At 61.4% G+C, this 22689-nt stretch carries 20 protein-coding genes; 12 read left to right on the plus strand and 8 right to left on the minus strand.

Translation table 11 applies throughout. The features are described from left to right. Positions 1–86 precede the first annotated feature (86 nt). Positions 87–1406 carry an MFS transporter gene (locus YA0848_RS26960; RefSeq protein WP_034100245.1) on the plus strand — a complete coding sequence of 440 codons (1320 nt, stop codon included), beginning with the start codon at positions 87–89 and terminating at the stop codon, positions 1404–1406. A gap of 96 nt (positions 1407–1502) precedes the next feature. Here YA0848_RS26960 and YA0848_RS26965 read toward each other — a convergent pair whose 3' ends face one another. Next, positions 1503–2258 carry a COG4705 family protein gene (locus YA0848_RS26965; protein WP_047881973.1) on the minus strand — a complete coding sequence of 252 codons (756 nt, stop codon included), beginning with the start codon at positions 2256–2258 and terminating at the stop codon, positions 1503–1505. Between the two features lie 176 nt (positions 2259–2434). Here YA0848_RS26965 and YA0848_RS26970 point away from each other — a divergent pair, with 176 nt between their 5' ends. Beyond that, positions 2435–3067 carry a flavin reductase family protein gene (locus tag YA0848_RS26970; RefSeq protein ID WP_034114995.1) on the plus strand — a complete coding sequence of 211 codons (633 nt, stop codon included), beginning with the start codon at positions 2435–2437 and terminating at the stop codon, positions 3065–3067. Between the two features lie 30 nt (positions 3068–3097). Here YA0848_RS26970 and YA0848_RS26975 read toward each other — a convergent pair whose 3' ends face one another. Together YA0848_RS26975 and YA0848_RS26980 are read right to left on the minus strand one after the other, a co-directional pair. Continuing rightward, positions 3098–3343 carry a hypothetical protein gene (locus tag YA0848_RS26975; RefSeq protein ID WP_034100250.1) on the minus strand — a complete coding sequence of 82 codons (246 nt, stop codon included), beginning with the start codon at positions 3341–3343 and terminating at the stop codon, positions 3098–3100. A gap of 44 nt (positions 3344–3387) precedes the next feature. Further along, entirely contained in the window at positions 3388–3729 is a 342-nt protein-coding gene (locus tag YA0848_RS26980; protein ID WP_034100252.1) for an antibiotic biosynthesis monooxygenase family protein, read from the minus strand. Positions 3730–4059: 330 nt separating this feature from the next. On the opposite strand from YA0848_RS26980, the gene YA0848_RS26985 reads away from it, so the two are divergent. Continuing rightward, positions 4060–4989, plus strand: coding sequence for an AraC family transcriptional regulator (locus tag YA0848_RS26985; protein ID WP_169868208.1), 930 nt, complete (start codon positions 4060–4062; stop codon positions 4987–4989). Between the two features lie 137 nt (positions 4990–5126). On the opposite strand, the gene YA0848_RS26990 is transcribed toward YA0848_RS26985, so the two are convergent. From YA0848_RS26990 to edd, 4 genes are all read right to left on the minus strand, one after another. After that, positions 5127–6596: an ATP-binding protein gene (locus YA0848_RS26990; protein ID WP_034100255.1), complete on the minus strand. Its 1470-nt coding sequence runs from the start codon at positions 6594–6596 to the stop codon at positions 5127–5129. Beyond that, entirely contained in the window at positions 6586–7320 is a 735-nt protein-coding gene (locus YA0848_RS26995) for a response regulator (RefSeq protein ID WP_034100258.1), read from the minus strand. The genes YA0848_RS26990 and YA0848_RS26995 overlap by 11 nt, the downstream gene beginning before the upstream one ends. Positions 7321–7408: 88 nt before the next feature. Then, positions 7409–8365, minus strand: a complete 957-nt coding sequence (locus YA0848_RS27000) for a glucokinase (protein WP_198712257.1) — start codon at positions 8363–8365, stop codon at positions 7409–7411. Next, a complete protein-coding gene (edd, locus tag YA0848_RS27005) occupies positions 8362–10188 on the minus strand; it encodes a phosphogluconate dehydratase (protein WP_034100262.1) in 1827 nt (608 codons plus the stop codon). Before edd ends, YA0848_RS27000 begins: the two co-directional genes overlap by 4 nt. Positions 10189–10409: 221 nt before the next feature. Between edd and gap the strand changes: the two genes are divergently transcribed. The 7 genes from gap (at position 10410) to YA0848_RS27040 (ending at position 19351) form a co-directional block, all read left to right on the plus strand. Beyond that, a complete protein-coding gene (gene gap, locus YA0848_RS27010) occupies positions 10410–11411 on the plus strand; it encodes a type I glyceraldehyde-3-phosphate dehydrogenase (RefSeq protein ID WP_034114997.1) in 1002 nt (333 codons plus the stop codon). A 129-nt stretch (positions 11412–11540) separates the two neighbouring features. Beyond that, positions 11541–12059 carry an RNA polymerase sigma factor gene (locus YA0848_RS27015; RefSeq protein ID WP_034114998.1) on the plus strand — a complete coding sequence of 173 codons (519 nt, stop codon included), beginning with the start codon at positions 11541–11543 and terminating at the stop codon, positions 12057–12059. Between the two features lie 75 nt (positions 12060–12134). Further along, positions 12135–13103: a FecR family protein gene (locus tag YA0848_RS27020; protein ID WP_169903335.1), complete on the plus strand. Its 969-nt coding sequence runs from the start codon at positions 12135–12137 to the stop codon at positions 13101–13103. A gap of 115 nt (positions 13104–13218) precedes the next feature. After that, on the plus strand, positions 13219–15783 hold the full coding sequence (locus YA0848_RS27025) for a TonB-dependent receptor (RefSeq protein ID WP_034115000.1): 2565 nt from the start codon (positions 13219–13221) through the stop codon (positions 15781–15783). A gap of 135 nt (positions 15784–15918) precedes the next feature. After that, positions 15919–16527: a biliverdin-producing heme oxygenase gene (locus YA0848_RS27030; protein ID WP_034100272.1), complete on the plus strand. Its 609-nt coding sequence runs from the start codon at positions 15919–15921 to the stop codon at positions 16525–16527. A gap of 147 nt (positions 16528–16674) precedes the next feature. After that, on the plus strand, positions 16675–17076 hold the full coding sequence (locus YA0848_RS27035; RefSeq protein WP_034100274.1) for a YbaN family protein: 402 nt from the start codon (positions 16675–16677) through the stop codon (positions 17074–17076). Between the two features lie 136 nt (positions 17077–17212). Continuing rightward, positions 17213–19351 (plus strand): methyl-accepting chemotaxis protein, encoded by a 2139-nt coding sequence (locus YA0848_RS27040; protein WP_198731452.1) that lies wholly within the window; start codon positions 17213–17215, stop codon positions 19349–19351. A 110-nt stretch (positions 19352–19461) separates the two neighbouring features. Here the strand turns inward: YA0848_RS27040 and YA0848_RS27045 are convergent, their stop codons facing one another. Beyond that, positions 19462–20025 (minus strand): nitroreductase family protein, encoded by a 564-nt coding sequence (locus tag YA0848_RS27045; protein ID WP_094065463.1) that lies wholly within the window; start codon positions 20023–20025, stop codon positions 19462–19464. Positions 20026–20165: 140 nt separating this feature from the next. On the opposite strand from YA0848_RS27045, the gene YA0848_RS27050 reads away from it, so the two are divergent. Further along, entirely contained in the window at positions 20166–21593 is a 1428-nt protein-coding gene (locus tag YA0848_RS27050) for a di-heme oxidoreductase family protein (protein ID WP_169903333.1), read from the plus strand. A gap of 31 nt (positions 21594–21624) precedes the next feature. Beyond that, entirely contained in the window at positions 21625–22689 is a 1065-nt protein-coding gene (locus YA0848_RS27055; RefSeq protein WP_034100282.1) for an imelysin family protein, read from the plus strand.

Consider the following 22689-nt stretch of genomic DNA (forward strand, 5'->3'; position numbering starts at 1 on the left):
CATCCCCTTGGCACAGCTCCTGCTACAGCCCCAGCCAGGCAACGCTCGCGCTGCTCCATAAAAACAACTAGATGAAGGATCCTTCGATGGATAACTCCAACACCCTGCCTGCGGGGTCGGCGGCTTCGCCGGCCAAAGAACGCACCACCACCAGCCGGATCAAATCGATCTTCAGCGGCTCGGTGGGCAACATGGTCGAGTGGTATGACTGGTACGTCTATGCCGCCTTCTCGCTGTATTTCGCCAAAGCCTTCTTCCCCAAAGGCGACACCACCGCCCAATTGCTCAACACCGCCGCGATCTTCGCCGTGGGCTTCCTGATGCGCCCGATCGGCGGCTGGCTGATGGGCTTGTATGCGGACTACAAAGGGCGCAAGGCCGCGCTGATGGCCTCGGTGCTGCTGATGTGCTTCGGCTCGCTGATCATCGCCCTCAGCCCCGGCTATGAAACCATCGGCGTCGGCGCGCCGATCCTGCTGGTGTTTGCCCGCTTGCTGCAAGGTTTGTCGGTGGGTGGCGAATACGGCACCTCGGCCACCTACCTCAGCGAGATGGCAACCAAGGAACGCCGTGGTTTCTTCTCAAGCTTCCAATACGTAACCCTGATCTCCGGCCAGCTCATCGCGCTGGCGGTGTTGATCGTGCTGCAACAAGTGCTGACCACCGAACAACTTTACGCCTGGGGCTGGCGTATTCCGTTCGCCATCGGCGCCCTGTGTGCCGTGGTTGCGTTGTACCTGCGTCGTGGCATGGAAGAAACCGAGTCGTTTACCAAGAAGGAAAAAGCCAAGGAAAGCGCCATGCGCACCTTGCTGCGTCACCCCAAGGAATTGATGACCGTGGTCGGCCTGACCATGGGCGGCACCCTGGCCTTCTACACCTACACCACTTACATGCAGAAGTACCTGGTGAATACCGTCGGCATGAGCATTTCCGACTCCACCACCATCTCGGCGGCAACGCTGTTTCTGTTCATGTGCCTGCAACCTATCATCGGCGGGCTGTCGGACAAGATCGGTCGCCGCCCCATCCTGATCGCCTTCGGCATCCTCGGTACGCTGTTCACCGTGCCGATCCTCACCACCTTGCACACCATCCAGACCTGGTGGGGAGCGTTCTTCCTGATCATGGCGGCGCTGATCATCGTCAGCGGCTACACCTCGATCAACGCGGTGGTCAAAGCCGAACTGTTCCCCACCGAAATCCGCGCCCTGGGCGTGGGCCTGCCGTATGCACTGACCGTATCGATCTTCGGCGGGACTGCGGAATACATCGCGCTGTGGTTCAAGAGCATCGGCATGGAAACCGGTTACTACTGGTACGTGACTGCCTGCATCGCGGTGTCGCTGATGGTCTACGTGACCATGAAAGACACTCGCAAACATTCGCGGATTACTACGAACTAACGGTTGCGTGCAGTAACAAATGTGGGAGCGGGCTTGTCCCCTCCCACATCTAGGGTTCCCGCCTTTTCTGCAAGGTGACCATCTCATTATTTTGAGTCAGGACACCTCTGCTATTGGGCTCCGGCCATACCGCCGCTGTGCATACGACGCCCCAGCAATCATCACCACCAGCACCGCAGCCAATACCGCCGAGGACCCAATGGTGCCGAAATCCAAGCCGCCTTTTTCATAGGGCTTGGTCAAGAAGTCGCCCAAGGTCGCACCAAACGGCCGGGTCAACACAAATGCCACCCAGAACAACAGCACCGACGAGATTTGGGTGAAGTACTTGAGCGCTACCACCGCTGCGATGGTCGAGCCAATCAGCAATGCTCCGCCAGCGAAGCCCAACCCCGAATCATCCGCCAGGAAGTCGCCCAGGGCCGTGCCCAGGGTGTTGGAAAACAGGATGGCCATCCAATAGAACAACTCGCCTCGGAACGTCTGCACCTTGTTCACGTTCAGTGAGTCGCCACTGAGGTGCCACAGGGCGAAGATGATCATCAGTATCACGATCAGAATCATCGAACCGGTGGCGTACCCCAGGCCCAGGGTGCGATCCATGAAGTCGGACATGGTAGTGCCTGCAGTGCTGGTGGATAAAATCACGATCCAATACAGCACCGGGTTGTAGGTTTTCGACCAAAGTTGTGTCACCAGAGTGACCAGGAACACGCTGATCAAAATCATCGAGCTAAGGGCGTAACCGACGTTGAGGGTCATCGATAGCAAGTCACCGGCGGTTTCGCCCAGGGTGGTTGCGCAGATTTTCATGACCCAGAACGCCAGGGTGATCTGAGGAAGTTTATTCATGCGGTAGAAGGCTCCGAGGCTCAGTCTTATAAGGGGTGTCGACCTTGGCGCAGACTGAACGGGCCGCTGTGAAAAAGAGGTGGACGCTGAATGAAAATTCTATGGGCGGATGGAAATTCGTCGCTATGGATTGCACTATGGCTGCCTTCCAGAACCCCCGCAGCAGGAACCCGGCCATGCCTGACGATATCCACTTCTACGAACCCGCCAACGGCCACGGCCTGCCTCATGATCCGTTCAATGCCATCGTCGGTCCCCGGCCGATTGGCTGGATTTCGTCCCACGACCAAGCAGGCCGCCTGAACCTGGCGCCCTACAGTTTCTTCAATGCGTTCAATTACGTTCCGCCGATCATTGGGTTCTCCAGCGTTGGGCGCAAAGACAGCCTGAACAATATCGAACAGACCGGCGAGTTCGTCTGGAACCTGGCGACTCGCCCGCTGGCCGAGCAGATGAATCAGAGCTGCGCGGCGGTGGCGCCCGAGGTGGATGAATTTGCGTTATCCGGCCTGACACCGGTGGCGTCGAAGATCGTCAGCGTGCCACGGGTGGGTGAAAGCCCGGTGTCGTTCGAATGCAAAGTCACCCAGATCATCCAGCTGCAACGCGCCGATCAAACCCTGGTACCGAGCTGGTTGGTGCTGGGCGAAGTGGTTGCGGTGCACATCGCCAAATGGCTGCTCAAGGACGGCATCTATGACACCGCCGCGGCCGAGCCGATTCTGCGCGGCGGAGGCCCGGCGGACTACTTCCAGCTAGGGCCGGAGGCGCTGTTCAAGATGTACCGCCCAGGCGCCAGCAAACCCTGACTGAAATAACCGAAGGCCCCTGCCGCAGTTTCAGCTGGCGGCATTCGCCCAGGTCAGTTGACCCTCTTCATCGACATCGACCAACTGCTCAAGCTGCACGACGGCCGCATCATCGGCATCCGAAGCCGTCTTGAACGTCTGCCCGTCGAGGATCTTGTGAAACCGTGGGGCGCCCATGCCGTCCAGCGCCTTCACGGCGACGGCGGCGCTGTAGCCCCCTTCCCCCGGTACAACAGCGGAAACGGCTTCGTGATGGGCAAATTGTTTACGTGCCATATTGCAGGTCCTGGCCAATGAAAAGTCGGCCATTCTAAACCGCTTCAACCGGCGAGTTGCAGGTACTCGCCATAGGCGTGGGCGGCGGACGCATCGGTGAAGGTCTGGAAGTCCATGCTGCGCACGACCATGTCGTTCAACAGCTCGGTAAAGATCATCAGGGCCGGCGAGTTGAAGTAAGCGCTCATCGCCTGCTCACTGCTCCAAAAACCTGAGACCAGCCACACATCGGGGTCGACCTGGGAATGCTGCAAGGAGAATTGCAGACAACCCTGCGCCTGACGGCCCGGTTCAATCAAACTGCTCAAGCGTGCACCCAGTTCGGTGCTGCACCCGCTGCGGGCGCGGATAAAGGCCATATGGCTTGCGGGAATGGGGGTGGACATATTCGACTCTCCCGTTGAGAAGTGATGCTCGGCAAGCACAGTGAGGGGCGTGTTGCCACAGGATCAACAATAGCGGCGCGGGCGCGCAGTCGGTTAGTCGATTCCTGCCGGCTTATTGCACAATCCTGCGAGAAGCCTGAAACCGCTGTGCAGACCCGCGGTTTCAGGCAAAGCAAGAACGCCGTATTACAGGCCCGTGACCGGTAACGGGCTTGCCTGATTCACGACGGGCCGCAGGATCAGGCAAGGATTGTGCAGAATCGACCTAACACTTTTTCAATAGCCGCCACTAAGCTGAGCTCCATCCAAGCACCGCCCAGAGGACATCCCATGCCGTCGCTCGACCACCTCTCCCCGCCCCTCGATGCCGAGATGGAAAAACAGCGTGCCGAACTCGCCAGCATCGTGCATCGGCATACCTGGGAAGACGGCTCTTACGGCACGGCAATTACTTCGCTGTTCATGAACCGCCACAACACGCCGCGGGATTTCGCGCCGGTGCTGGTGGAGCCCGCGCTGTGCATCCTCGCCAGTGGCAGCAAGGAAGTGCGCCTGGCCGACGAGGTCTTCGCCTACGACCCCCTCAATTACCTGGTGTTCTCGGTGGCGATGCCGGTGGCCGGGCGGATCATCGACGCCACACCCGAGGACCCGAACCTGTCGGTGCGTATCAATATCGACCCGGCCCTGTTGACCGCCCTGATCGCCGAAGCCGGCCCCATGGGCGTGCCCACGCGCCCGACCTCCCGCGGGATGTACGTGGACCGCATCGACACCCAGCTGCTCGACGCCGTGCTGCGCCTGGCGCGTTTGCTGGACACGCCCAAAGATATCGCCATGCTCGCGCCGTTGATCAATCGGGAGATCCTCTACCGCTTGCTGCGTGGGCCGCAGGGCTATCGGCTGTATGAAATTGCCGTGGCCAACAGCCAGAGCCATCGAGTCAGCCAGGCGATCAAATGGCTCAACGGCAACTATGAGCAACCCCTGCGCATCGATGACCTGGCCAAGGAAGTGAACCTGAGCGTGTCGACCTTGCACCATCGCTTCAAGGCGATCACGGCAATGAGCCCGCTGCAGTACCAGAAGCAGCTGCGTTTACAGGAAGCGCGACGCCTGATGATCGCCGAAGGGTTGGAAGCGTCGGCGGCAGGCTATCGGGTGGGGTATGAAAGCCCATCGCAGTTCAGCCGCGAGTACAGCCGCTTGTTCGGCGCACCACCGCTGCGGGATCTGGCGCGGCTGCGCCAAAGCATCTGATACACCAGAGAAAACCATTGCAGCCGAGGGTGTGCTCGATAGCAGTGCGTCGGCGGCAAATGGGCTGACTGAGCCACTGCTATCGGGGGCCAGTCGAATCGTCGCACCGCCCCTCCCATATTTGTCCGATAGTCTTATCAGTCCAGGGTTCGGGGCAGTTGCAGGGTGACGCGCAAGCCGCCCTCGCGCAGGTTCTGCAAACTCACTTCGCCGCCATGGCTGTGGGCGATGTTGCGTGCGATACCCAACCCCAGGCCGTAGCCCTGTTGTTGGCCGGCGAGCCGAAAGTGCGGTTCGAAGACTTGCTCCAGACGCTGCTCCGGCACCCCGGGGCCTTCGTCGTCCACATGCAGGATGAACTGCACGCCATCGTCCTCGATATGCAGATGAGCGTTTTGCCCGTACTTCAACGCGTTGTCGATCAGGTTGCCGATGCAGCGCTTGAGGGCCAGCGGCTTGCCCGGGTACGTCGCCAGCGCCATGCCGTCCAGGGTTACGCGGCCGTTGCCGCTGGGCGCCACGTAGGGCTCCACCAGGCATTCGAGCACATGGTTGAGGTCCACCGGCTGGATGTTCTCGTGGATATCGGTGTCTTTCACGCATTGCAGCGCACCCTTGACCAGCAGTTCCAGCTCATCCAGGTCGCGACCGAACTTGGCTTGCAGGTTCTCATCTTCAAGCAGCTCCACGCGCAGGCGCAGACGTGTGATCGGCGTGCGCAGGTCGTGGGAAATTGCACTGAACAACTGGCTGCGCTCGGTCAGGTAGCGGCTGATGCGTTCGCGCATGGCATTGAATGCACGCCCCACTTCTACCACCTCGCTGCCGCCGCCTTCGGCTACCGGTTCGACGTCGGCGCCCAGGGACATGTCCCGCGCCGCCCGCGCCAAGCGTTTGAGGGGCCGGCTCTGCCAGTGCACCAACAAACCGATAAACAGCAGTAGAAGGCCGCTGGTCAACACGATGAACCACACCTGCTGAGACGGCAGGCCCTGTTCTTCGAGGCTGGTGTAGGGTTCGGGCAGCAGCGAAGCGATATACAGCCATTCGCCAGGCGCCAGTTGGATCTGGGTCACCAGCACTGGCGGGTTCACCGGCTCCAGGGTCAGCGCGTAATGGGCCCAGGACCGTGGCAATTCATCGAGCTTGAGGCCCGCGTTGAAAATCCGCAGGTCTTCGGCGCTGACGAATTCCACTGAGATGTGCACATCAGCGCCCAGGGTCTGGCGCAACACTTCATCCACCGCTACCAGCACCGCTTGTTTGCGCGGAGTTTCAGGCAGCACTTGCATGTCGAGGGGGCGATCGTTGAGGGTCACCACAAAGCGAGTGCCGCCCATGCTGCGCAGTTGGTCGAGCACCAATGGGCGATAGGCCACCGGCAGGGAACGGAAGTAACTCACGCTGGCGGTCATCGAATGCGCCAGGCTGCGCGCGCTGGTGACCAGACCTTCGAGCTGGGTGGCGCGCAATTGCGAGACCCAGATCACGCTGGACAGCGCCTGGGCGAACAGCACCACCAGCAGCGTGAGCAACAACATGCGCCCCAATAGCGAGCGTGGCACCGGAAAGCGGCGGCGACGTTCGGCTACTGGTTCAGTGGGCATTGCCGGCAACCACGTTGGCTGCCAGTTGATAGCCGCTGCCGCGCACGGTGCGGATCAGCCGTGGAGGCTTTTCGGTATCGCGCAGGCGTTGGCGCAGACGGCTGACCGCCATGTCGACGATACGGTCCAGCGGCATCAGGTCGCGGCCACGGGTGGCGTTGCCGATGGTGTCGCGGTCGAGAATTTCCTGGGGATGATCGAGAAACAATTTGAGCAGGGCAAAGTCGGCGCCGGACAAAATCACTTCTTCGCCATCGACGTGAAACAGGCGGTGGCTGATCATGTCCAGGCGCCACTCGTCGAACACCACCACGTCGCCACCGGTGTTGCGCTCCTGGCCGAACTGACAACGGCGCAACAGCGCTTTGATCCGCGCTTGCAGCTCACGTGGGCTGAACGGCTTACCGATGTAGTCATCGGCGCCCAGCTCCAGGCCGATCACGCGGTCGGCTTCGTCGGAGCTGGCGGTGAGCATGATGATCGGCACCTGCGCCTGGCGCGGGTGCTGGCGAACCCAGCGACACAGGCTGAAACCGTCTTCGTCCGGCAACATCACATCAAGGATCACCAGATCGCACGGCGCGTCGTTCATCGCCTGACGGAACCCCGCGCCATCGGCCACGCCCCGCACCTGGAAGCCGGCGCGACTGAGGTAGGTTTGCAGCAATTCGCGGATTTCCTGGTCGTCGTCGACCAGGAGAATGGATTTACTGATAACGCTCACGAGAGGCCTCCTTGTTGTTATGGGGTGTTGTTGCTGGCCCCATCGGGGGCAAGCTCCCTCCCACACGGCTGTGGGTGGCTATCACTGCCTAAGCAAATGCCTGTTCTAACGCCACCCCCGCCCCGGTCAAGCCGGAATACGGCGCCGTCACCAGCCACACCGGAATACCGTTGAAGTACTCGCTCATGCAGCCTTTGTCACGAAAGCTCTTGGCAAAGCCGCTGTGGATAAAGAAGTCGGCAAATCTCGGAATCACCCCGCCCACGATATACACGCCACCGCGCGCGCCGGTGGTGAGCACGTTGTTACCGGCCACACGACCCAGCCAGATGCTGAACTGATCCAATACTTCCATGGCGATCGGATCGCCGGCCAGGCCCGCCGCCGTGATGGCTTCGGGCGTGTCCAGCACCGGAACATGGCCGTCCACCGCACAAATCGCCCGATACAGACGCGGCAAGCCGCCGCCGCTCAAGGCAGTTTCGGCGCTGACATGGCCGATCTCGGTGTAGATGTGCTGCCACAGCTGGGTTTCCCGCGGGCTGCTCAGGGGCAGGTCGACATGGCCGCCCTCCCCTGGCAACGCCGCGAACCGGCCGGCGCCAAGGTCCAGCAAGGTGCCGACCCCCAGCCCGGTGCCTGGGCCGATCACCACCGCTGGGCGCAACGGCTCGGGCGTGCCTTCGCAAACCACGCGGAATTCGTCGGGTTGCAGGCGCGTCATGCCCAGAGCCATGGCCGAGAAATCGTTGACCAGCAGCAGTTCATCCACCTGCAACGTTTTGCAGAATGCGGTCTTGCTCAAGCGCCAGTGATTGTTGGTGAACTTGAACTCATCGCCACTCACCGGCCCCGCCACCGACAGGCACACCGCGCCGATGTCGCCGACGCTCAGGCCCTCTTTCTTGAGGTAGACCTGGATGGCCGCCTCAGGGCTGTCGTGATCCGCCGTGGCGTGCACGCGGATCGAATGCAGGGCTTGATCCCGCCACAACGCGAAACGGGCGTTGGTACCACCGATGTCACCGACCAGCGCTAACTTCACTTAAGCGTCTCCAGGGCAGAGGTAAAGGCGCTGGCGCCCTGCTCTGCGGAGCTTGCGGCCAAGCGCATAAATGCAAACAGCTCGCGACCGGCCCCCACGTTATTACCCAACAGGCCCGTGGCAGGCGCTCGCGCTGCAAATTCTTCGGCGTCCACCTTAAGCTCCAGGGTGCCTTTGACGCCATCCACGCGAATGATATCGCCATCGCGCACGCGCGCCAGCGGCCCGCCGCTTTGGGCTTCGGGGTTCACATGGATCGCGGCGGGAATCTTACCCGACGCGCCGGACATACGCCCGTCTGTTACCAAGGCCACTTTGAAACCACGGTCCTGCAACACGCCAAGGAACGGCGTCATTTTGTGCAGTTCCGGCATGCCATTGGAGCGCGGGCCCTGGAAGCGCATCACCGCCACGAAATCTTTTTCCAACTCGCCGGCCTTGAACGCGTCGGCCAGGTCCTGCTGGTCCTGGAACACCACCGCCGGCGCTTCGACGATCTGGTGCTCAAGGGCCACGGCGGAGACTTTCATCACACCACGACCGAGGTTGCCTTCCATCACCCGCAGCCCGCCTTCGGGCGAGAACGCACGGGCCACCGGGCGCAGGATGGCTTCGTCGAGGCTTTCGATGGGGCCGTCGCGCCAGATCAGCTCGCCGTCGACCAGGAACGGTTCCTGGGTGTAGCGGCTCAGGCCTTTGCCAGCCACGGTGTTGACGTCTTCATGCAACAGCCCGGCTTCCAGCAGTTCACGGATCAGGAACGACATACCGCCCGCTGCCTGGAAGTGGTTGATATCGGCTTTGCCGTTTGGATAAACGTGGGACAGGGTCGGCACCACCTCGGAGAGGTCGGCCATGTCCTGCCAGGTCAGGATGATGCCCGCCGACATGGCGATGGCCGGCATGTGCAGGGTGTGGTTGGTGGAGCCGCCGGTGGCATTCAGGGCCACGATGGAGTTGACGATGGATTTTTCGTCGACGATCTCGCCGATCGGTGTGAAGTTGCCGTTGGCCTTGGTCAGACGCGTGACCTGGTGCGCGGCTTCGCGGGTCAACGCATCGCGCAGCGGTGTATACGGGTTGACGAACGACGCGCCCGGCAGGTGCAGCCCCATCACTTCCATCAGCAGTTGGTTGGTGTTGGCGGTGCCGTAGAAGGTGCAGGTGCCGGGGCTGTGGTAGGACTGCATCTCCGATTCCAGCAGCTCCTCGCGGCTGGCCTTGCCTTCGGCGTAGCGCTGGCGCACATCGGCTTTCTGTTTGTTGGAGATGCCCGACGGCATCGGCCCGCCCGGCACGAAGATCATCGGCAAATGCCCGTAGCGCAGCGCGCCCATCATCAGGCCGGGCACGATCTTGTCGCAGATGCCCAGCATCAGCGCCGCATCGAACATGTTGTGGGACAGCGCCACCGCCGTGGACATGGCGATGACTTCACGACTGAGCAGGCTCAGCTCCATGCCCGGTTCGCCCTGGGTCACACCATCGCACATCGCCGGAGTGCCGCCAGCGAATTGGCCGACCGAGCCCACTTCGCGTAGGGCTTTCTTTATTTGTTCAGGGAAATGTTCGTAGGGCTGATGCGCCGAGAGCATGTCGTTATATGAAGAAACAATTGCCACGTTGGCGGCATTCATCATGCGCAGGCTCTGTTTGTCTTCGGTGCCGCAACCGGCCACGCCATGGGCGAAGTTGGCGCATTGCAGCTTACCGCGCATCGGACCGTCGCTGGCTGCGCCGCGGATGAGCGCAAGGTAAGCCTCGCGGGTGGCGCGGCTGCGGGCGATAAGCCGTTCGGTGACCTCAAGGACGCGGGGATGCATGTGTAGAACTCCAGGCTAACGGATGTGGCGACCTGAGTGTCTATGCTGATCAAACGCCCACAGCGCATGGGATGGCAGGGTGTCGTTTGGATCATCGGACCAGTTGATTCAGGTCACTCGTTGTAGATTGAACAAAATATTGCCACTAAAAAGGCTTGTTTTCTATTTTTATGCGAATAATCTTGTAATTCTTACAACAAATCGACGACAGGCACTTTCCAATGACTCTTCGTATCGCAATCAATGGTTTTGGCCGTATCGGCCGCAATGTCCTGCGCGCACTGTATACCCAAGGCTACCGCCAGGATTTGCAGATCGTCGCCATCAATGATCTGGGCGACAGTTCGATCAATGCCCACTTGCTCAAATTCGATACCGTACACGGTACTTTCGATGCAGAGGTCGCCCACGATCAGGAAAGCCTGACCGTCAACGGTGACCGGATCGCCGTCAGTGCCATTCGCAACCCGGCCGAGCTGCCGTGGGCCGCGCTGAATATCGACGTGGTGTTCGAATGCACCGGTCTGTTCACCGACCGCGCCAAAGCCGCCGCCCATATCAGCGCCGGCGCGCGCAAGGTGATCATCTCCGCCCCGGCCAAGGGCGCGGACGCCACCGTGGTCTACGGCGTGAACCATGACATTCTGCGCCAATCCCACCAGATCATCTCCAACGCTTCGTGCACCACCAACTGCCTGGCGCCGGTGGCCCAGGTGCTGCACCGTGAGCTGGGCATCGAAAGCGGCCTGATGACCACGATCCACGCCTACACCAACGACCAGAACCTGACCGACGTTTACCACACCGACCCATACCGCGCGCGTTCGGCCACCCAGAACATGATCCCAAGCAAGACCGGCGCTGCCGAAGCGGTCGGCCTGGTGCTGCCGGAACTGGCGGGCAAACTGACCGGCATGGCCGTGCGCGTGCCGGTGATCAACGTGTCCCTGGTGGACCTCACCGTGCAACTGAAGCAAGAAGCCACGGCAGAGCAAGTCAACGCGCTGCTCAAGGACGCCAGCCAGCACTCCAAGATCCTCGGCTACAACACCCTGCCGCTGGTTTCCAGTGACTTCAACCACAACCCGCTGTCGTCGATCTTTGACGCCAATCACACCAAGGTCAGCGGTAAATTGCTGAAAGTGCTCGCCTGGTATGACAACGAGTGGGGCTTCTCCAACCGTATGCTGGATAACTGCCTGGCACTCTGCAACGCCGAGTAATGGGGGTTGTGCGGGAGGGGGCAAGCCTCCTCCCGCATTGGCTTTGTATTGAGCAACAGAGGAATAGCCACTTGCCATTTGCGTTGATGATAAGCATTATCATTAACTGCCTATCGGTCTGGTGTCACTGTGAGCCAATCTCGCTTCAACCACGTCTTCCTCACTCAACGGGCGATTCTGCTGCGCACCCTGCAACGCATGGTGCATAACCACAGCACCGCCGAAGACTTGCTGCAGGAAACCTACCTGCGCGTGACCCGGGCCCTGAACGAGCGGCCGATCGATCACCTCGAACCTTTCGTCTATCAAACAGCGCGCAATCTGGCGCTGGATCATCTACGCGCGCGCAAAATCCAGGCCCGCACCCTACAAGAAGACGTACCGCTGCAGATTCTGCAAAGCGTCGTCGCCCCCACCACCACCCCCGAGGACGCGACCCAGGCCGAGCAACTGCTGGAGCACCTGAGCGTCAGCCTGGGCCAATTGAGCGCGCGTCAGCAGCAGATTTTCATCCTCAGTCGCCTGCACGGTTGCAGCTATCAGGAGATTGCCGACCAGTTGGGTGTGTCCTTGAGCACGGTGCAGAAGGAACTGAAATTGATCATGGCCATCTGCGTAGGTGTGGCCGAACGGCTGGATCAGTCTTAAGCTGCATCCCACAGAAGTGTCGACGCAGGCCGTAGGAAAATTGAATAAAAACGTGGCGAAGACCCGAGGAACCCCGTGACCGACCCGAATAACCCGCGCCCCGAAGCGCTGGCGCATGAGGTGCTGCAAGACCCGGCGATGGACCAGGCCCTCGATTGGCTGATCGCCCTGCAGTGCCCGCAGCACGGCCAGCAGGCTGAGTTCCAAGCCTGGCTGGCCCGCGATCCGGCCCATGCTCACGCCTTCGATAAAGCCCAAGCCGCCTGGGGCGGCGCGCCGGTACACAGCGCCGCCGTGGCCCTGGCCGCGCCGCGCAAACCGAGCGCCTGGCGCCGTATCCAACCGCACTGGAAACCCCTGGCTACCGCCGCCGTGCTGGTGATCGGGCTGTTCAGCTTCAGCAGTCTGCCGATGCGCCTGCAAGCCGACCACCTCACCGTGGTCGGTGAACGGCAGCGCCTGCAACTGGACGAAGGCGCCAACGTGTTGCTCAACACCAACTCGGCGTTTTCCAGCCGCGTTCAGAACCACCAGCGCATCGCCCGCCTCTATCAGGGCGAAGCGTTTTTCGACGTGGCGGCCACCCATGGCCTGCCCCTGGAAATCGATGCCGGCCCGGTGCGCGCCAGCGTAAGTGACACCGCGTTCGCCGTGCGCTACCTCAATGGCGAGGCACAAGTGCAGGTGCAACGCGGCGATGTGGACCTGAGCAACACCTTCGACGACGCCCGGGTGCGCCTGAGCGCCGGGGAAAGTATCCGCATCGGCCCCAAGGGCTTCGGCCAGCCGGCCAAGCTGGATGCCAACAAAGACCTGGCCTGGGTGCGGGGCCGGCTGATTTTCGAAAACTGCCCATTGAGCGAGGTGCTTGCTGAACTAAGTCGCTACTACCCCGGCTGGATCGTCAACACCAACGAGCAACTCGCCAGTGTGGCCGTCACCGGTAATTACCGCCTCGACCAACCTCTGGATGTAGTGCGCTCACTGGCCCACATCACTTCAGCCACGCTCTCGGAATACCCCGCCTTGGTGATATTGAACTAAATGAGAATTATTTTTACTCGATAGCCGGCGGTGGTACGTCTCGTCTTAGCCAATGCAACTAATTCCTATTTGGAAAGGTTCGCAACTATAAGATTCGTACCCCGGAGCGCTCTCGATGTCCTCTCGTTTCAACCGCCGGTCTTCTTCGCCCGTTCTGTCCTTGCTCACCGCCGCCATCCTGTTGGCCGGCATACCCGCCGTCAGCGCCACGGCCGCCGAACCGGCGCCGCGCAGCCACGGCAATTATCAATTCAGCATCGAACAACAGCCGCTGGTCTCGGCCCTCAATGCCTTTACCGCGGTGACTGGCTGGCAAGTGGGCCTGCCGGCGGAACTCGGCCAGGGCGTGTCCTCACCTGGCGTACGCGGCCCTTTGCCGCCGGAAAAAGCCTTGGATCGGCTGTTGGTGGGGACCAACCTGAGCTATCGCAAACTGGGCAATAACAACATTGTTCTAGAGAGACGCGCCGCCGGCAGCACCCTCAACCTGCAACAGGTGACCATCAGCGCCACCCGCAACGCCCAGGACGTCGACAGCGTACCGAGCACCGTCAGCGTGCACGAGCGCGAGGAACTCGACCGCCAGAACGTCAACACCATTCGCGACCTGGCCCGCTATGAACCAGGGGTTTCGGTGGGCGGCGCCGGCACCCGTTCGGGCAATGCCGGTTTCAACATCCGCGGCATCGACGGCGACCGCATCCTCACCCAGGTGGACGGCGTGGAAGTGCCGGACAACTTCTTCAACGGCCCCTACGCCAAGACGCGCCGCAACTACGTCGATCCGGAAATCGTCAAGCGCGTGGAAATCCTGCGCGGCCCGGCCTCCGCCCTGTACGGCAGCAGCGCCATCGGCGGTGCCGTGAGTTACTTCACCCTCGACCCGGACGACATCATCAAGCCCGGCCAGGATGTCGGTGCGCGCCTGAAGACCGGCTACAGCTCCGCCGACGAGAGCTGGCTGACCTCCGGCACCTTCGCCGGCCGCGTGGGCGACGTCGACGGTTTGCTGCACCTGAGCCAGCGCAACGGCCATGAAACCGAATCCTACAACGGCAACAACGCCACCGGCCTGGCCCGCACCGGCGCCAACCCGGAAGACGCACGCACCACCAACGTACTGGCCAAGCTCGGTTGGAACTACGGCGAGGATAACCGCCTGGGCCTGACCTACGAAAAGTACAAGGATGACCGCGACGTCAACTTGAAGAACGCCGTGGGTGGTCCGTTTATCGGTGGCCGAGGGTTCAACCTCTACCGTGATCGTCGAGGCAACGACACCATCACCCGCGAGCGTTTCGGCCTGGAAAACAGCTTCGCGCTTGAGTCGCCGATTGCCGATCGCATCAAGACCAGCCTCAATTACCAGATCGCCAAGACCGACCAGACCACCGCCGAGATCTATCAGTCAGGCCGTCGCGTCCTGCGCACGCGCGACACCCTGTACCAGGAAAAACAGTGGGTTTTCGATGCGCAGTTGGACAAAGCATTCAGCCTGGGTGCCACCGATCACCAAGTGACCTACGGCACCACCCTCAAGCAGCAGAAGGTCACCGGCTCGCGGGAGGGCAGCGCGACGTGCCTGGCCGTCGGCAGCGGTTGCACCGCCATCGGCGCGCCCAGTCCGATGGCCAGTGACAGCGTGAAGAAGTCCAGCGACTTTCCCGACCCGACCATCAACACCTACTCGCTGTTCGCCCAGGACCAGATCGCCTGGGACAAATGGACCTTCCTGCCGGCCGTGCGCTACGACTACACCCGGCTCAAGCCCAAGTTGACCCAAGAGTTCCTCAACACCGTCAACCCGACCGGCGCGGACCCGGTGAGTGACAAGGAAAAAACCTGGCACCGTATAACGCCCAAGTTTGGCCTGACGTACGCACTGACCGATCAATACACCTGGTTCGGCCAATACGCCGAAGGTTTCCGTACACCGTCAGCCAAGGCCCTGTACGGGCGCTTTGAAAACCTCAACCTGGGCTACACGGTCGAACCGAACCCCGACCTCAAGCCAGAAACCAGCAAAGGCGTCGAAACCGGGATTCGTGGCAAGTTCAACGAGGGCTCTTTTGAAATCGCGTTGTTTTACAACAAATACCGCGACTTTATCGACGAAGACAATGCCGTCGTCGGGGGCACGGTTGAACAGTTCCAGGCGGTCAATATCAAGCGCGCCACCATCAAGGGTGCGGAAGCCAAAGGTCGCCTGAACCTGGATGCCTTCGGCGCCCCGCAAGGCCTCTATACCCAGGGTGCGGTTTCCTATGCCTACGGCCGCAACGACGATAACGGCGAGCCGCTGAACAGCGTCAACCCGCTTAAGGGCGTATTGGGCCTGGGCTATGACCAGGACAACTACGGTGGCCTGTTGAGCTGGACCCTGGTGAAAAAACAGAACCGCGTTGACAGCAGTACCTTCCACGCGCCGGACGGCGATACCAGCGGCCCGTTCAAAACCCCAGGATTCGGCGTGGTCGACCTGACGGCCTTCTACAAAGTGACTGACGACGTGACCATCAACGGCGGCGTCTACAACCTCACCGACAAGAAATACTGGAACTGGGATGACGTGCGCAGCTACGACAGCGTCGGCGAAGCGGCTGTAACCGGTCCGGCCAACCTCGACCGTCTGACCCAGCCCGGCCGCAACTTTGCCGTCAATGTGATCTGGGATATCTGACCGCATCGACCTCACTTCGCCGAAATGTCAGCGGCGAGGTGAGGATTTTTTACTGTGCTGCGTCTTCTTGTTCGTCTAGTTGATAACCACTCTCTTTAAGAACAACCCGGCGCCCCCCCTTTCAAGGACTTTCTCATGACCGCTTCCCCTACCGCAGAACGCCCAAGCCTGCGCTCCCAGCGTCTGAACCAGATCACCCACGCCCCGCACGCCAAGCTCGACGCGCTGGTCAAGGCCCATGCCCCATTCGAGACCCAGGCCAACTTCGCGCGGTTCGTGGTGGCGCAGTACCTGTTCCAATCGGAACTGGTGGCGCTGTACACCGATCCCGAGCTGATCAAGCTGGTGCCGGACCTGGCCGAACGCTGCCGCGCCGAAGCCGCCAGGCTGGACCTGGCCGACCTGGAGACCGACGTGCCAGCCCCGGTCCCGGGCGCACTGAAAAACCCAAGCAAGGCCGAAGCCCTGGGCTGGTTGTTTGTGTCCGAAGGTTCCAAGCTGGGCGCCGCGTTCCTGATCAAGCGCGCCGTGGGCCTGGGCCTGAGCGACACCTTTGGCGCACGCCATTTGGGTGAGCCGGCCGGCGGACGCGCCGAAGGCTGGAAAAGCTTCACCCGCACTCTGGATGCACTGCAATTGAGCGCCGAAGAAGAAGCGGCAGCGGAAAAAGGCGCGATTGACGCGTTTGTACGCTTCACCGTTTTGCTGGAACAGGCGTACGCTAGCGCCCCAGAACTGGCCTGATCCCCCTTTTGAAATGCAATCGACTGTGGGAGGGGGCTTGCCCCCGATGACGGCGGGTCAGTTTCCTATTTGTTGGCTGATGCACTGCAATCGGGGCCAAGCCCCCTCCCACCTTTGTCTTTGTTTTTTCCCGAATCTGCATATCCCATGACCCGCCAGACCCAATCCACCTCGAAAATCGCCCAGCTCCTCTTCGGCCTGCTGGCTTATGTGAGCCTGGGCATCGGCTTGATTGCGATTGTGGTGCCGGGGTTGCCCACCACCGAATTCATCCTGCTGGCCGCCTGGGCCGCGACCAAAAGCTCACCGCGCCTGAGCGCGTGGCTGGAGAACCACCGCCTGTTCGGACCTATCCTGTTCAACTGGCGCAACGGCAAGATCATCGCCCGTCGCGCCAAAATCAGCGCCACCGTGAGCATGTTGCTGTGCGCGATCCTGATGCTGGTGATGCTCGACCATGGCTGGCCGGTGTACCTGGCAATCGTCGGCATGAGCCTGGGCAACCTGTGGATCTGGTCGCGCCCCGAAAGGCTGCCAGCCCCCGCGTAACAAAGGCTGTAGTTGTTTTCCTACCGCTTATCGCCTTCTGCTCATGAATCGATCCGTTGCGCCGATGTTGCAGACATAGCGCTGAATGGACTTGGCCGTGCCTTGCCCACCACTACGTCCATTCGTGAGTGAACCTATGTTCGACACCCTCTCTATCCGCTTGAAAATCGTGCTGCTGTCCGGGCTTTGCCTGTTAGGGGTGATTGCGCTGGTGGTCAGCATCAACATTTACAACACCAACCAGAATGATCAACTGGTCAGTGACTCAAGCTCACGCATGCTCACTGACGGCGTGGAACAATTACTGCAGGCCAAGGCGGCCGAACAGGCGGTGCAGTTGCAGGAAACTTTCGGCGACAGCCTGCTGGCACTGACCGCACTGGCCGACCAGATCAAGGACCTGCGCATCATGGCCAACAAACGTGGCCTGGAAGCCGGTGCGCTGCGCGAAGACCTCAATCAGAGCATGAAAACCACGTTCGATCGCAACAGCAAAGTATTGGGTTTCTGGCTGTCGTTCGAACCCAACGCTCTGGACGGCAAGGACAGCGAATTCCTTGATGACAAGGCCCGCGCTTCCAATGAGAAAGGGCGCTTCTCCAGTTATTGGAGCCGTGCCGGCGGCGAAAGCTTGAACACCATCATGGTTGAAGAGGACCTGAACAAGACCACTCTGACCCTCAACGGTACGCCCTACAACATCTGGTACACGTGCCCACGCGACACCCGCAATACCTGCCTGCTGGAACCCTATGAAGATACGGTAGGTGGCAAAAAGGTACTGATGACCACCATCGCATCGCCGTTGATTGTTGAGGGCAAGCTTATCGGCGTCGTCGGCGTGGACATTGCGCTGACCGCCTTGCAGGAAACCACCGACGTCGCACAAAAAGACCTGTTCAACGGGGCTGCGCACCTGGAGATTCTCTCCAGCAGCGGTCTGATTGCGGCCTACAGCGGCGAACCGGCCAGGGTCGGCAAGAATTTGATCGACACCCTGGGTGAAGAAGGCAAGGAGATCGTGCAGTTGCTGGCAAGTGACAGCCGCATGATCCGTGAACAGGGCGACACCATCCGCGCGGTGTACCCGGTCAAACCACTCGCCGATGCCAAGCCTTGGGGCGTGGTGATCAAACTGCCCAAAAGCGTGATGCTGGCCGATAACGTCAAGCTCCAAGCGGTACTCGACGAAGCCCAGGCCAGCGGCACAGTCAAGGCGCTGCTGGTAGGGGCTGCTGCCGGCCTGCTGGGCCTGCTGCTGATCTGGCTCACCGCCACCGGCGTGACCCGTCCGATCAACAGCGTGGCGGCCATGCTCAAGAACATCGCCAGCGGTGAAGGCGACCTTACGCAGCGTCTGGCCTACGCCAAGAAGGACGAACTAGGCGAGTTGGTGAACTGGTTCAACCGCTTCCTCGACAAGCTGCAGCCGACCATTGCACAGATCAAGCAAAGCATCACCGAAGCCCGGGGCACAGCGGATCAATCGTCGGCCATTGCTCGCCAGACCAGTGAAGGCATGCAGGTGCAGTTCCGCGAAATCGACCAGGTGGCCACCGCCTCCAACGAGATGAGTGCCACGGCCCACGACGTCGCCAACAGCGCCTCCAACGCCGCCAGTGCGGCGCGCGGCGCCGACCAGTCGGCCCGTGAAGGCATGCAGATTATCGAGAAGAGCACCCGCGACATCACCACCTTGGCCGACGAAGTCAGCAAGGCGGTGGGTGAAGTCGAAGCGCTGGCGGTCAACAGCGAGCAGATCGGCTCAGTGCTGGAGGTGATCCGAGGCATCGCCGAGCAGACCAACCTGCTGGCGCTCAACGCGGCGATCGAAGCAGCACGCGCCGGGGAAAGCGGACGCGGATTCGCGGTGGTGGCCGACGAAGTGCGCAACCTGGCCAAGCGCACCCAGGATTCGGTGGAGGAAATCCGCCAGGTAATCGAACGCATCCAGAGCGGCACCCGTGGCGTGGTGGCGACCATGCATTCCAGCCAAAGCCAGGCCCAGAGCAATGCCGGACAGATTCATCAGGCCGTGCAGGCCCTGGGCAAGATCAGCGACGCAGTTACGGTGATCAGCGATATGAACCTGCAAATCGCCAGCGCCGCCGAGCAGCAGAGCGCCGTGGCCGAAGAGGTCAACCGCAATGTCTCGGCGATCCGCACCGTGACCGAAACCCTTACCGGCCAGGCCACCGAATCGGCGGCCATCAGCAGCCAGCTCAATGCGTTGGCCAGCCAGCAGATGAAGCTCATGGATCAGTTCAAGGTTTAACAAACACCACGGGACCAATGTGGAAGGGGGCAAGCCCCCGATTGCAGTGTGTCAGTCAACTCATCTGTAGCTGACACATCGCTGTCGGGGGCAAGCCCCCTCCCACCTTGTCAAAGACCGGGCCAAGCCTGCACAAACGCCGCCACATCTTCCTTCGGTGCCGTACGCGGCGGGTTCTGCGGTGTGCCCAAATAGAGGAAGCCAATCACTTCCTCATTCGCCGCCAGCCCCAAGCCCCTGGCGACGTGGGCCGAGTAGGACAATTCGCCAGTGCGCCACACCGCACCGATTCCCTGGGCATAAGCCGCCAGCAGAATGCCGTGGGCGGCGCAGGCGGCTGCCAGCAGTTGTTCGGATTTTGGCACCTTGAAATGCTCCTGCAGACGCGCGATCACCACCACCACCAGCGGCGCCCGCAACGGACCATTCTGGGCCTTGTCGATGGCGGCCTGCGGGGCTTGGGGGTCTTGCAGGCGCGCGGCTTCGGCCAGCAGCGTGCCCATTTGCTCACGCGCCGCGCCTTCAACGGTGAGGAAGCGCCACGGACGCAGTTGACCGTGGTCCGGCGCGCGCATGGCGGCGGCGAAGAGCACCTCGCGCTGCGCCGGGGTCGGTGCCGGCTCCAGCAAACGCGGCACGGAAACACGGTTGAGCAAAGCGTCGAGAGCCTGCATTGGCCACCTCCAGAAAAAAATGTGCCGTCATTCTAGCGGGAATGAACCGTGAGTCCATCAAACGATAATTGCTCTTATTCAATCCGCCCCGCCCTGTTAGACTTTGCGCCCACCTTTTTCGCATTCGTTCAGGAAACTCGATGTTCCGTTCGCTTTTTCGTCTGTCTGTCGCATGTATGGCCCTGGGCCTGACTGCGTGCGACAACGCCCCGCGCTTTACCCAGGCCGAGCCCGGTGAAGCGCGCGCCGGCGGTGCGACGACTGTAAACAAAGGCGACCAGAACGCGTTTTCCCTGCCCTCGGCCAACCTGTCACCCACGCGCCGCCTGGACTTCAGCGTCGGCAACAGTTTTTTCCGCAGCCCCTGGGTGATTGCACCGTCCACCACCACCGCCCGTGATGGCCTGGGCCCGCTGTTCAACACCAATGCCTGCCAGAACTGCCATATCAAGGACGGTCGCGGGCACCCGCCGCTGGCCGATGCGCCCAACGCAGTGTCCATGCTGGTGCGCCTGTCGATACCGGATGCACAGCCCTACGCCAAGCTGATCGAACAACTCGGCGTGGTGCCGGAGCCGGTGTACGGCGGGCAATTGCAGGACATGGCCGTACCGGGCGTGGTGCCGGAAGGCAAGGTGCGGGTCGACTACACCCCGGTCAAGGTGACATTCAAAGACGGCACCGTGGTCGAGCTGCGTAAGCCGGACCTGCAAATCACCCAACTGGGCTACGGCCCGATGCACCCCGACACGCGTTTCTCCGCCCGCATTGCGCCACCGATGATCGGCCTGGGCCTGCTCGAAGCCATCAGCGACGCGGATATCCTGCGCAACACCGACCCGAAAACCGCCGACAAAGACGCCATTGTCGGTCGGCCGAATTGGGTCTGGGACGACGCCCAGCAGAAAACCGTGCTGGGCCGGTTTGGCTGGAAAGCCGGGCAACCCACGCTCAATCAACAAAATGTTCACGCGTTCTCTGGTGATATGGGCCTCACCACCACCCTGAGACCTTTCGATGACTGCACCGACGCCCAAGTCGCCTGCAAACAGGCGCCCAACGGGAATGGCCCCGACGGCGAGCCGGAAGTCAGCGATAACATTCTGCGCCTGGTGCTGTTCTACACTCGCAACCTGGCCGTGCCGGTGCGCCGCGATGTCGACGCACCGCAGGTGCTGGCCGGGAAAAACCTGTTCTATCAGGCCGGTTGCCAGGGTTGTCACAAGCCGACGTTCACCACCGCCGCCGACGCCGCCGAGCCTGAATTGGCCAATCAAACCATCCGTCCATACAGCGATTTGTTGTTGCACGACATGGGCGAAGGCCTTGCCGACAACCGCAGCGAATTCAAGGCCGGTGGCCGTGACTGGCGCACGCCGCCGTTGTGGGGCATCGGTTTGACGCAAACCGTGAGTGGTCATACCCAGTTTCTGCATGACGGCCGCGCCCGCAACCTGCTCGAAGCCGTGCTCTGGCATGGCGGCGAGGCCCAGGCGGCGCAGCAGCATGTGCTGTCTTTCAATGCCGAGCAGCGCGCTGCGTTGCTGGCGTTTCTGAACTCTTTATAAGCTTCGCCCCAATTACAGAAGGGAGCTCGACATGTTCCGTCCCAAGTTGTTGTTCACCAGCCTGGCCGCCCTCGCCCTTGGCGCCTGTTCGCCCCAGGACCCGCAAGCCGTGACCTCGGCGGCCATCGCCAAGCAAGTGATCCTGCCTACCTACAGCCGCTGGGTCGACGCCGATCGCCAATTGGCGGTCAGCGCGCTGGCCTACTGCCAAGGCAAGGAAAGCCTGGACACCGCCCGCGCCGATTTCCTGCACGCACAAAAAGCCTGGGCCGAGCTGCAACCGCTGCTGATCGGCCCGTTGGCCGAAGGCAACCGCGCGTGGCAAGTGCAGTTCTGGCCGGACAAAAAGAACTTGGTGGGTCGCCAGGTCGAGCAACTGGTGGAAGCCCAGCCGCAGATCGACGGCGCCGCCCTGGCCAAGGCCAGCGTGGTTGTGCAAGGCCTGTCGGCCTACGAATACATCCTCTACGACGCCAAGACCGACCTCGCCGACAGCGCCCAGAAAGCCCGCTATTGCCCGCTGCTAATGGCCATCGGTGAGCGCCAGAAAGCCCTGGCTGAAGAGATCCTGGCCAGTTGGAACAGCACCGACGGTATGCTCGCGCAGATGAGCAAATTTCCGAACCAGCGTTATGCCGATTCCCACGAAGCGATCGCCGATCTGCTGCGTGTGCAAGTGACCGCGCTGGACACCCTGAAGAAAAAACTCGGCACGCCCATGGGCCGCCAGACCAAAGGCATCCCGCAACCGTTCCAGGCCGATGCCTGGCGTAGCCAGTCGTCGCTGCAAAGCCTGGAGGCCAGCCTCGCCGCCGCCCAGACCGTGTGGGTCGGCGTCGACAATAAAGGCTTGCGTGGCTTGCTGCCGTCGGATCAGAAAGCCTTGGCCGACAAGATCGACGCCGCCTATGCAGCGTCCCTGAAACTGTTCGCCAGCAACCAGCGCAGCCTCAACGAACTGTTGAACGACGACGCCGGGCGTCAGCAACTCAACGACCTCTACGACAGCCTCAACGTGGTGCATCGCCTGCATGAAGGTGAGCTGGCCAAGGCGCTGGGGATCCAACTGGGCTTTAACGCCAACGACGGTGACTGA

It is taken from the genome of Pseudomonas sp. S4_EA_1b (genome assembly GCF_016307435.1).
GTDB classification, from domain to species: domain Bacteria; phylum Pseudomonadota; class Gammaproteobacteria; order Pseudomonadales; family Pseudomonadaceae; genus Aquipseudomonas; species Aquipseudomonas rhodesiae.